At 55.2% G+C, this 1,112-nt stretch carries 2 protein-coding genes; both read left to right on the forward strand.

Annotated features, from left to right (window positions below; genetic code table 11):
• Positions 1-193 precede the first annotated feature (193 nt).
• On the forward strand, positions 194-646 hold the full coding sequence (locus tag NW849_RS14305; protein WP_414358508.1) for a hypothetical protein: 453 nt from the start codon (positions 194-196) through the stop codon (positions 644-646).
• A 162-nt stretch (positions 647-808) separates the two neighbouring features.
• Positions 809-1,112, forward strand: a 304-nt coding sequence (locus NW849_RS14310; protein ID WP_414358511.1) for a hypothetical protein, incomplete at its 3' end; no start/stop codon positions are given.

The following is a 1,112-nucleotide window of genomic DNA, read 5'->3' on the forward strand; positions in this document are numbered from 1 at the left end:
TTGTACACACATGAAAGCCGCCCTGTCGCGTCAGCGGGCCGTAGGCTTTAAGGGCGGGGCTTCAGACCCAGTTTTTTGGTGAGCGACAACCTGGTTAGGGTGGACTTGGTGGAGCTAACGCAACCCGGCTTACTGGCAGTAATGCTAAGAAATGTTAAGCTAAGAGCTTAGATCCCGAACCGAGGTAGGCCCCATGGAATCCCTTTACGCCGGCGGCAACTTTTCTGATCCCTTCGCCAATCCCCCCATTTACTCTGCCATTGCCCTGCTCAGCTTTTTTGCCGTTATCTTTGGCATCCTTTTCAAGGACAAGTTGGAATACCAGGTAGCCCTTTGGCAGCTCAACCGGGATAGCCAAGCCCAAATTCGCTATCGCACTCCTGGGGTGATCCTCACCTACAGTCTCTGCTGCTTGTTTACCTTTGGCTTTGTGGCTGCGTGTTTGAATGTGTTTGGCCTGCCTATGGCTCTGGCCGCCTGCGTCGGTGGGATCCTAGTGTTGGGCACGGCAGGCTTGGTGTGGTGGCAGTTGGGATCCCTGCTGGCTCTGTTGGCTACGGGCGGCTCCCAGGCCATAGATATTGACTCTTACGGGGCAGGAGCCGTTTTGGATCCTGAGGCAGCAGCACCTACTGAAGGGGAATAGGAGCTGGGCCACCCCAATTGACCGAGGATTTCGGCGCTGCCATGGCAAGCCTGCAAACGTTCATTCTGGAATGAACTTGAGCAAGGCTGACAAGACAAACGACACGATGAAGCAGAGTGCTCTGCTGCCATAATGGCTTCAAGCCCCGCTGCTCTCTTTCCCATGAACGAAACTGCCCAGCCCGATCTCAGAGATCTCATCCTCGCCCTGGATCGGAAGATCGACCTGCAATTTACAGAAATGCGGGGCGAGATCCGCCAGGTGGAAACAAGGCTGCAAGGGGAGATCAAGCGGCTGGAAGAGCGGGTTGACGGGGTGGCGGTCAAGCTGAACGAAAGGATTAACAGCGTCGAGGTCAAGCTCACCGAGAAAATCGATGGCGTTGAGGCCAAGCTGAACGAAAGGATTAACAGCGTCGAGGTCAAGCTCACCGAGAAAATCGATGGCGTTGAGGCCAAGCTGAACG

This window comes from Synechococcus sp. R55.3 (assembly GCF_047461975.1).
In the GTDB taxonomy this organism is placed as follows: Bacteria; Cyanobacteriota; Cyanobacteriia; order Thermostichales; family Thermostichaceae; genus Thermostichus.